The 8,813-nt window shown below is 49.8% G+C and carries 10 protein-coding genes; 9 read left to right on the top strand and 1 reads right to left on the bottom strand.

The window, feature by feature from the left end:
* The 8 genes from Q0117_RS05320 to Q0117_RS05285 all read left to right on the top strand — a co-directional run.
* Nucleotides 1-386 (top strand): UDP-3-O-acyl-N-acetylglucosamine deacetylase (locus Q0117_RS05320; protein WP_297923484.1); only part of this gene is annotated, 386 nt, incomplete at its 5' end.
* Nucleotides 387-449: 63 nt separating this feature from the next.
* Nucleotides 450-848: a glycoprotease gene (locus Q0117_RS05315; protein ID WP_297923482.1), complete on the top strand. Its 399-nt coding sequence runs from the start codon at nucleotides 450-452 to the stop codon at nucleotides 846-848.
* 8 nt (nucleotides 849-856) lie between these two features.
* On the top strand, nucleotides 857-1,738 hold the full coding sequence (gene thrB / locus Q0117_RS05310) for a homoserine kinase (protein WP_297923480.1): 882 nt from the start codon (nucleotides 857-859) through the stop codon (nucleotides 1,736-1,738).
* 21 nt (nucleotides 1,739-1,759) lie between these two features.
* Nucleotides 1,760-1,987: a hypothetical protein gene (locus Q0117_RS05305; protein ID WP_040304108.1), complete on the top strand. Its 228-nt coding sequence runs from the start codon at nucleotides 1,760-1,762 to the stop codon at nucleotides 1,985-1,987.
* Nucleotides 1,971-4,679: a translation initiation factor IF-2 gene (infB, locus tag Q0117_RS05300; protein WP_297923477.1), complete on the top strand. Its 2,709-nt coding sequence runs from the start codon at nucleotides 1,971-1,973 to the stop codon at nucleotides 4,677-4,679. The genes Q0117_RS05305 and infB overlap by 17 nt, the downstream gene beginning before the upstream one ends.
* Nucleotides 4,680-5,800: 1,121 nt before the next feature.
* On the top strand, nucleotides 5,801-6,166 hold the full coding sequence (gene rbfA, locus Q0117_RS05295) for a 30S ribosome-binding factor RbfA (RefSeq protein ID WP_005872391.1): 366 nt from the start codon (nucleotides 5,801-5,803) through the stop codon (nucleotides 6,164-6,166).
* On the top strand, nucleotides 6,159-6,578 hold the full coding sequence (locus tag Q0117_RS05290) for a ribosome maturation factor RimP (RefSeq protein WP_297923475.1): 420 nt from the start codon (nucleotides 6,159-6,161) through the stop codon (nucleotides 6,576-6,578). The genes rbfA and Q0117_RS05290 overlap by 8 nt, the downstream gene beginning before the upstream one ends.
* A gap of 274 nt (nucleotides 6,579-6,852) precedes the next feature.
* A complete protein-coding gene (locus tag Q0117_RS05285; protein WP_297923473.1) occupies nucleotides 6,853-7,020 on the top strand; it encodes a hypothetical protein in 168 nt (55 codons plus the stop codon).
* A 238-nt stretch (nucleotides 7,021-7,258) separates the two neighbouring features.
* Here the strand turns inward: Q0117_RS05285 and Q0117_RS05280 are convergent, their stop codons facing one another.
* Entirely contained in the window at nucleotides 7,259-7,513 is a 255-nt protein-coding gene (locus Q0117_RS05280) for a hypothetical protein (RefSeq protein ID WP_069435689.1), read from the bottom strand.
* A 531-nt stretch (nucleotides 7,514-8,044) separates the two neighbouring features.
* On the opposite strand from Q0117_RS05280, the gene ribD reads away from it, so the two are divergent.
* Nucleotides 8,045-8,813: bifunctional diaminohydroxyphosphoribosylaminopyrimidine deaminase/5-amino-6-(5-phosphoribosylamino)uracil reductase RibD (gene ribD / locus Q0117_RS05275; protein WP_297923470.1), on the top strand; the 769-nt coding region annotated here is incomplete at its 3' end.

Genomic DNA, 8,813 nt, shown 5'->3' with positions numbered 1-8,813 from the left:
ATGTTTTTGAATTTAGCAAAAAAGCCTATCTTAAAGAAATTTCACGCGCCAGAACTTTTGGGTTTTTGAAAGACGTGCAGGCGCTACGCTCAATGGGGTTAGCTCTAGGCGGCAGCTTAGAAAACGCCGTCGTAATCGATGAGAATAAAATTTTAAATCCCGAGGGATTGCGCTTTGAAAACGAGTTCGTCCGCCATAAAATTTTAGACGCGATCGGCGATCTTGCGCTCGTTGGCGCTCCAATTTTAGGCGATTATACGGCGTTTGCGGGAAGCCACGATCTAAATCATAAACTAACTTTATCAGTTTTAGCCGATGCTAAAAATTTCGAGCTAGTAGATCTTACCGCCGAGGTTGTGCGCGAATATCAAAAAGTCTTTGCTTAAGGTTGCAAAATCAAAGAGATTGAAATTCTAATCGCTGCTCTTAGCGCTCCGTGCCTGCTCGGTGTGTATGAAAACGGCGCTAAGATAGCGGAATTTACGAGCGCTGAAGGTGAAAAGGCTGATAAATTTCTGATCTGCAAATTTAGCGAAATTCTAAAAACTTATAAAATCAAAGAGCTCATCTACGCAAATACCCCGGGCAGCTTCATGGGTATGAAAGTAAGCTATGTGATATTGCGCACGCTTAGCATCGCTCTTGATGTGCCGCTGTACGCCATCAGCGGCTTTGAGCTAAGCGGCTTCGGGCCGATCAGAGCGAATAAAAACTTCAACTACGTTTACGAACGCAGCGAAATCAGGATGAAAAAATGCGCCCCCGCTGCGCTATCTTTGCCGCAGGATTTATCGGTTTTAAATAAAAGCGATGATATACTTCCAAATTACATCATAGAAGCGGTTTAGGAGAGAGCTTGATTATAAGAATTCCTGCGACGAGCGCAAATTTAGGCCCAGGTTTCGACGCGCTAGGCCTTAGCCTAGGGCTATTTAACGAAGTAGAGATTACCGAGCAGAAGTTTTTTTGCGTATCGCTTAGCGGCGAGGGCAGCGACAGAGCGTGGCTAAAAAAGGGCAACGCTTTTTTGAATATTTTCAATGAAATTTACAAAAAACTAGGCGGCGGGCAAGAGATAAATTTTAAATTTGCTTTTCACAACAACATCCCGTTTTCGCGCGGGCTGGGCAGTAGCTCGGCCGTGATCGTAGGCGCCATCGCAAGCGCTTATAAAATTTGCGGGTTTGAGATCGATCGCGCTAAAATTTTAAACACGGCGCTGGAATATGAAAATCACCCCGATAATATCGCGCCCGCAACGCTTGGCGGCTTTGTAAGTAGCGTCGTGGACGGTAAGACGGTTCGCACGCAAAAATGCGAAATTTCGCAAGATCTGCAAGCGGTCGTCGTTATCCCCGATACGCCGATGCCTACGAACGAATCGCGCGGCAGGCTGCCTAAGAGCTTTTCGATCAAAGATTGCGTTAGCAACCTCTCGCACGCGGCGTTTCTGAGTGCTTGCTTTATGCGACGCGATTACGACAGCTTGCGCTATGCCTGTATCGACAAGATGCACGAGCAGATGCGTATGGGCGTGCTTCCGCAGCTTTTTGGGGTGCGCGAGATCGCCTATGATAACGGCGCGCTTATGAGCTCGCTCTCCGGCAGCGGCTCAAGCTTTTTAAATTTAGCCTATAGAGCCGACGCCGCAAAGCTTAAAGCCTGCCTTAGCGAAAATTTTAAAAACTTCCGCGTCGAAATTTTAGATATCGACAATGGCGGCTTTAATATTGACTAAGAAAAATAAAGATATAATCGCATGAGCGAACCGATTAGGATGTGTGTTATTTGCAAGGGGCGCTTCGCCAAGCGCGAACTCCACGCCTTTTTGCAAAATTTTAAAAATATAAGCTCAAACAGACAATTTTATATTTGCGACGGTTGCATAAATCAAAAAGAGAAAATTTCAAAATATCTATCTAAATTTGCGTCTAGTGCAGATTTGGGACATATCAAGGAGAGGGTTTTAAATGGGTGTTCTGATTAAAGATATCGCGGACGAGCTTGGATACGCAAGCAAAGAGATAATCGAAAAAGCGCAGGAGATGGGCTTTAAGAGAGTAAAAACCGCGTCGAATAAAGTAAGCGAAGAGGAAGCTGCCGCTATTTACGATTATATCCAGACGGGAATTTTACCGGGGAAAAAGTCAAAGCCCGCAAAGAAAAACTCCGAAAAAGCGCAAGAAGACGAGAATAAGCCCGCTAAAAAACAGAGCGAAACTAAAAAAACCGCTAAAAAAGAGAGCCCTAAAAAGGCGGAAAGCTTAAAAGCTTCCGAATCCAAAGAGTCCGCGCAGAGCGCCAAAGAGCCTAGCGACGAAAAAGCGCGTACACAAGAGTCTGAGGCAAAAACCGAAAAGTCCCAAAATCAAAAAGAAGAAATTTCCTCCGCCCCGCAGGAGAAAGAGGAGAAGCAAAATACCGCTTCAAAGCCTGCGCCGGTGCAGATAAACAGCGGCGATAGCATCGCTAGCGAGAGCCTGCAAAAGCGTCGTGGCCTAGTCATCGTAAAAAAGAAAAAGGAAGTTCAAGCTCCGGCGGCACAAGATAGAGCTGAGCCTAGGCGCGAAAAGATAAGTGCGAGCCTAGAGGCGATCTTTTCAAATGCCGAACTAAATTTGAAAAAGAAAAAGATCGAAAAGAAAAAAGCTCCCGTCGCCAAAAAAGAGGATGCCCTTAAAATCGACATCATTCCTGATCACGAGATGGCGGATATCGTCATTGAGGACGAAGATGTCGTGGTAATGCCCGATTTCACCGTCAAACCAATTCAGACCGAAAATCGCACCAAAAGTAAAAACCAACCCAATATTTATCGCGCCTCGCAGAATCAAATTTTTAGCAGTGAGGGTGGTATAAGTCGCGGCGGTCGCAAAAAGCATAAAAAAGCTCCTCGCGAGCAGGGTAGCGAAATCGTAAGCTCGGTAAATATCCCAAAAGAGATCCGCGTCTATGAGTTTGCCGATAAGATCAAAAAGCAGCCTAGCGAGATCATTGGCAAGCTATTTGCGCTTGGAATGATGACGACGAAAAACGACTTTTTGGACGAGGATGCGATAGAAATTTTAGCAAGTGAGTTCGGCATCGAGGTAAATATCGTCGATGAGGCGCAGGAGTTTGATTACATCAAGGCTTACGAGGACAGCGAAGGCGAAGAAAATTTAATCGCTAGAGCGCCTGTCATCACTATTATGGGACACGTCGATCACGGCAAAACGAGCCTGCTCGATTATATCCGAAACTCTCGCGTAGCAAGCGGCGAAGCGGGCGGCATCACGCAGCACGTAGGCGCGTATATGGTCGAAAAAAATGGCAGGAAGATCACCTTCATCGACACTCCGGGTCACGAGGCCTTTACTTCGATGAGAGCGCGCGGAGCGGAGGTTACCGATATCGTAATTATCGTAGTGGCCGCAGACGACGGCGTCAAACCTCAGACTAAGGAGGCTATAGCGCACGCCAAGGCGGCAAACGTGCCGATCATCATCGCGATAAATAAAATGGACAAGCCTAATGCTAATCCCGATCTCGTAAAAACTGGGCTTGCGGAGCTTGATATAATGCCTACCGAGTGGGGCGGCAGCTACGAGTTCGTGCCGATCTCCGCAAAAACGGGCGAGGGGATCGAAAATTTATTAGAGATCGTGCTTTTGCAAGCCGATCTTTTGGAGCTTAAGGCCGATCCTAGCAAGCAGGCTAAGGCAACCATCATCGAAAGCTCCCTGCAGAAGGGGCGCGGCGCCGTTGCCACCGTCATCGTGCAAAACGGCACCCTGCACGTCGGAGACACCGTCGTAGCAGGCATCGCATACGGCAAGGTGCGTGCTCTTAGCGACGATAAGGGCAGGGCGCTAAAGCAAATTTTACCGGGCGAATGCGGCGTCATCATAGGCCTTAGCGAGGTTCCGGGTGCGGGCGAGACGCTGATCGGCGTTTCAAGCGATAAGGAAGCGCGCGAGTACGCGAGCAAAATTTACGAGCATCAACGCCAAAAAGAGCTTAGCAAATCGACCAAGGTCACCATCGACGAGCTAAGCGCCAAGATTGCCGAAGGCTCGCTAAAAAGCCTTCCTGTGATCGTCAAGGCAGACGTCGCGGGCTCGTTAGAGGCTATCAAAGCAAGCCTTGAGAAGCTTCGCAACGACGAGGTTAAGGTCGATATCATCCACAGCGGCATCGGCGGCATCACGCAAAACGACATCGCCTTAGCAAGCGCTAGCGAAAACTGCGTGATCTTGGGCTTCAACGTCCGTCCTACGGGCGAGATCAAAGAGCTTGCCAAGGAGCGCGGCGCGCAGATTAAGACCTACAACGTCATCTACAATCTCATCGACGATATCAAGGCGCTTTTGGGCGGTCTTATGAGCCCGATCATCAGCGAGGAGGCCTTGGGTCAAGCCGAGATCCGCCAGGTTATCAACGTGCCTAAGATCGGGCAGATCGCGGGCTGTATGGTTACCGACGGGCTCATCGCTCGCGGCGCGAAGATCCGCGTCATCAGAGAGGGCGTCATCGTTTTTGAGGGCAACGTCAGCTCGCTCAAGCGCTTCAAAGACGACGCTAAGGAAGTCGCCAAAGGCTTCGAGTGCGGCGTAGGTATCGAGGGTTACGACGATATGCGCGTGGGCGATTTTATCGAAAGCTACAAGCAAAAAGAGGAGCAGGCTACGATCGACTAATGCTCGCGGAATTCCGCGCGGGCATTCGCTTCGTTTGCACGGCTTGCGGCTAAATTTTAAGCCTTGATCGCGCCTTGAAATTTTATTCTCGCAAAATTTGGGCGTGAAATTTCGCCTTTTAAATTTAATAGTAGAGCGCGCGAGCAAGGCTTTAAATTTTGTCGGTTTCTGCGCGAGGTTTTGTTGCATAGCGCTAGTTTTGAAATTTTAATGTTTTAGATTTTTCTTGTGGCGTGGCTTTGCGATTAAATTTTATTTTATGCCGCTTGCAGGTTGCGAATTTTCCGCGCGACTTAAATTTTAAATTTAATCTCAAAGTTGAAATTTAAAGGCGGTAAAATTTAGATTTCGCGCGGTATCGAAGCGCTTTTAAAATTTAAGATAAATTCCACAGCGGCGCAGTGCGTGACAAAACAGCAACGCGGCGGGCAGTGCGATTTAAAAATGACGCCGCAACGGCGCGCGGTGTCATTGCGGCGCTGCCAAAAGACGGCAACGGATACCGTAAATAGCGACGCAGTAAGCGAGCGTAGCGCAAAGAGGGTGCCGTCGCGCGTTGTATTCTTACGGTGTCAAGATGGGCAGCGTGGCAGCGGTATAACGCGCCCGTGGCGAGCAGAATACGGCATAGAATAGCACCACACTTTAGCGCGGTAGTATTTCTGCGGAGCGGTGCGGCTATGCGACGAGCCTTTGTATGCGAGCCGCAAAATTCTTGCGCGATCTGCGTTTAAAATTTAAGCGTAAAGCGTGGGCTAAAATTTAAAAGCAAAATTTTAAAGCCGAGCTCGCTTTTTAAAATTTAAAAGCGAAATTCTAAAAAGCGCGGCGTCGCTTGCAATACCTGCGCGCAGCAAACCGCTCAGAATTTAAATGGACGCTCCGGTGCGACGCAAGCCGCGTCAAATTTAAACAGACCGCGTCGCCGCAATACGGATATTTCGCCATGCCGAAGCGAGATAAAATTCCGTGCCGCCATAAGATGGACACGAGATAAAATTCTATGTCGCCGTAGGACGGACGCTCCGTTGCGACAAAGCAATAAAATTCCGTCATCGCAAGACGCAAAATAAAATTCCATCGCCGTATAATCTACGGCGATTTAAGATAGCGAGGTAAAGATGAATCCGACCGAACTTAGAAGACTTCGCACGCAAAGCGTGCTAAAGCAGCTCATCCCCGAAGCGCTCGCGAGCCTTGAGGACGAGCTTTTGCGCGGGCTGTGCGTCACCGACGTGGAGTGCAAGCGCGGGCGCTACGACGCGTTCGTGTATCTGGACAAAAATGCCTTCGACGAGCGCGAGCAGGAATTTGTGCTCGAAAAGCTAGGCCGCGTGGCGAGATATTTGCAAAACTTCTGCGCCGAGGCGGAGGGCTGGTACCGCTGCCCCGCGTTTCACTTCAAATTTGACGACCGCTTGGAGTATCAAAATAAAATGGACGATCTTTTTGACAAAATAGAGGAGGAGCTGCGCAAAAATGGTTGATTTAGAGGCTTTGGCGCGCGAGTGCGGCGTACAGCTTTACGACGTGGAGACGGTGAGCGAAAACGGCAGAACGATCTATCGCATCAGTATCACGAAAGCGGGCGGCGTGGGGCTGGATGACTGCGAGCGGCTATCGCGGCTACTTTCGCCGATTTTTGACGTGGAGCCGCCGCTTGAGGGCGAGTGGGCGCTGGAGGTCGGCTCGCCCGGGCTTGAGCGCAAGCTAAGCAAGCCGCAGCATTTCGCAAACTCCGTGGGCGAGCTGGTGCGCCTAAGCTGCACGGATGGGCAGAAGCTAAGCGGCGAGGTGCTCGGCTGCGAAGGCGGCGTGCTTAGACTACGCACGGACGGCGGCGAGGTAAGCGTGCGACTTGACGAGATCAAAAAGGCGCGAACCTACGTGCAGTGGTAGTGGCGAAGACTTAAAGCTCTGCGCGCAGCTTTGAAATTTTGCGAATGAGGCTTTAAAATTTGCCGCGCGAGATTTGCGAGTTTGAAATTTTGGCTTGGAATTTCGAGCTTTAAATTTTAAAATCGCTTTTGAAATTTACAGCTCCTAGTTGTTCTTAGCGCTCTTGATCTCTCGCGGTGTTCGGCGTAAAATTTTAAAATTCTGCTCTGCTAGCCTGTTTTAAAATTTACGTCGCGCCACTAAAAAGTAATTTTTCACGCTACCGAGCGGCGCTTTGAAATTTCAGATCGTACCGCTAAAAAGCAAGCTTCGCGGCGATTTCTGCTGCGTAAATTTTAATTCCCATGCCGCGCGTGCCGTTTTGAAATTTCACGCTGCGTCGCTAAAAGATAAGTTTTGTGTGACGCTTGCGCGTTGCTTCGGAATTTTACGTCGCGCCTGAAAGCGGCTAAATTTTAAAATTTACGCACTGTTTTGACGCGGTAAAATTCCACGTTGAAATTCCGCCCGTAAATTTTTGATACAAAATTCCTGCGCTAAATTTCGCCTTAAAATTTTATCTGTAGAATTTTAAGACAAAATTCCGCCCATAAATTTACGCTTTAAAACTCTACGGGCGGAGGTTTGCGCGCCGTTCATCGGATAATTAAAATTCCGCCAAGCGGCGCGGATGTTTGCGACTATGAAGCGGAGATGCCGATCGTGGCTAGCAGTACGGGCGAGGTCATGAGCCCTACGATCGTAAGGATCCACGCTAATATCGCTATTACGAGCGAGGCTTGCTTTTTGACGGCTTGATAGGTCGCGGCGATCGCGCACAAAAACGCAAGCGGAACAAAGACGATCCCTAGGAAAAAGATCCCTAAAATCGCGAAGACTATGGAGAGTATCCCAAGCACGTTTGATTGGGGTTGAACGGTCGGTTGTTCAGACATTTTAATCCTTTGAAAAAAAATTATGTAATTCTACCCCCCCCCTGAATTTGAGCTGAAATTAAGCCGTGCCTTTTGAAATTTCATATTCGCGCCCGCTCGTTGTTTTACCCTAGCGCTCCATTAAAATTTTACTTCGTAAAATTAGCGTTTACGCGCGCTATCGATGCACTCATTTACACGATAGGCGAAAATTTTGGCGCGCGAAACGGATGCTACAAAATTTGCGATTTAGGATAAAATTCTAAAACCTGTGGTAAGATTTCGCAGTTTCGCTTCCGCGCGGAATTTCGCCCGGGCACATACGGCGCGCGGCTTGTAAGCTTCGATAAATTTGGCGCTTAAAGCGAGGCTTGTAGCAGCAAATGTATTTGGAATGTGAGTCGGCGAACCGGTACGGCACGGGCGAGCGTAGGCGGGCAAGCGGGTTGCGTCCGAGGCGTAATCCGTTGCGAGCAGACGAGGTTGCCGACTAGCCGCAATTCGGCTAAGCAAGCACGGCGGAGCGGGACAATTTAAATTTTTGGATTTTGTATGAACGACGAATTTTACATGGATTTGGCGCTGCGGACTGCGTGGCGCTATCAGGCTCTGACGCTACCCAACCCCGCCGTGGGCTGCGTGCTTCTGGATAAGAGCGGCAGGATTCTTGGTATAGGCGCGCATAAAAAGGCGGGCTTTTTACACGCCGAAGCAAACGCCGTTTTCGCCGCGTTGTGCGATCTGGACGCAAATTTCGCGCAGGATTTCGCCCGCGAATACGCCCGCAAATTCGGCGTTAAATTTCAAAACCTAGAAGCCCTAAAAAGCGCGCTTTTGCAGCCGAGCTTTACCTACGATTTCATCTTAAACCGCCACGGCGGGCTTTTGCGCGGCGCTTGCGCCTACGTCACGCTTGAGCCCTGCGCACACCGCGGCAAGACCCCGTCTTGCGCCGAGCTTTTGGCACAGCTCGGGCTATCGCGCGTGGTAATCGGCGCACGCGATACGAATGCGCAGGCTGCGGGCGGTGCGGAAATTTTAAGCCGCGGGGGCATAGAGGTGAAATTTGACGTCTGCTCTGCCGCGGCGACGGAGCTTGCGGAGCCGTTTTATCTGGCGCGCGAGGGCGGCTTTTGCTTCATCAAAATCAACGCCGCGCTAAACGGCGCGGTGCATGGGCGGATCGGTAGCGAAAAGCAGCGCGCGTTCGTGCACAAGCTGCGCGGCGTGTGCGATTACGTAGGCGTGGGCGGGCAGACTGTGCGCGCCGACAGACCGACGCTGGACGTGCGTGCGGCTAAATTTGATGAAATTAGCGCTT

This window comes from uncultured Campylobacter sp., from assembly GCF_937997535.1.
Classification (GTDB): Bacteria; Campylobacterota; Campylobacteria; order Campylobacterales; family Campylobacteraceae; genus Campylobacter_B.
This window is presented reverse-complemented; position numbering and strand designations above follow the sequence as displayed.

Bases quoted from the DNA above. Each gene is read 5' to 3' on its own strand.
- Q0117_RS05280 (WP_069435689.1), bottom strand. From the start codon at position 7,513: ATGTCTGAACAACCGACCGTTCAACCCCAATCAAACGTGCTTGGGATA.
- infB (WP_297923477.1), top strand. From the start codon at position 1,971: ATGGGTGTTCTGATTAAAGATATCGCGGACGAGCTTGGATACGCAAGC.
- rbfA (WP_005872391.1), top strand. From the start codon at position 5,801: ATGAATCCGACCGAACTTAGAAGACTTCGCACGCAAAGCGTGCTAAAG.
- Q0117_RS05305 (WP_040304108.1), top strand. From the start codon at position 1,760: ATGAGCGAACCGATTAGGATGTGTGTTATTTGCAAGGGGCGCTTCGCC.
- Q0117_RS05290 (WP_297923475.1), top strand. From the start codon at position 6,159: ATGGTTGATTTAGAGGCTTTGGCGCGCGAGTGCGGCGTACAGCTTTAC.